General features: G+C 35.2%; 1 protein-coding gene. It reads left to right on the top strand.

Annotated features, from left to right (window positions below; all coding sequences use genetic code 11):
• Nucleotides 1–290 (top strand): M24 family metallopeptidase (locus JKP73_RS22870; RefSeq protein WP_200412061.1); only part of this gene is annotated, 290 nt, incomplete at both ends.

Raw genomic sequence — 290 nt, 5'->3', positions numbered from 1 at the left:
AAGTAAACGAGAGATTGAACAAATGCAGGCAGCAGGAGATATTCTTGTTAACTGTCATAAAGAAATTGCCAAAATAATTAAACCTGGTATTACTACAATGGGGATAAACGAGTTTACGGAGAACTTTTTAAAAGAACATGGGGCAACACCTGAGCAGAAAGGTTATAATGGATATCCTTATGCAATTTGTGCATCAATTAATGATGAAAACTGCCATGGTTTCCCACGAGAAGAAAAGTTAGAAGATGGAGATATTGTTACTATCGATATGGTTGTTAATTTAGATGGTG

The sequence above is a fragment of the Virgibacillus salexigens genome, assembly GCF_014905415.1.
In the GTDB taxonomy this organism is placed as follows: domain Bacteria; phylum Bacillota; class Bacilli; order Bacillales; family Amphibacillaceae; genus Virgibacillus; species Virgibacillus salexigens.
This window is presented reverse-complemented; position numbering and strand designations above follow the sequence as displayed.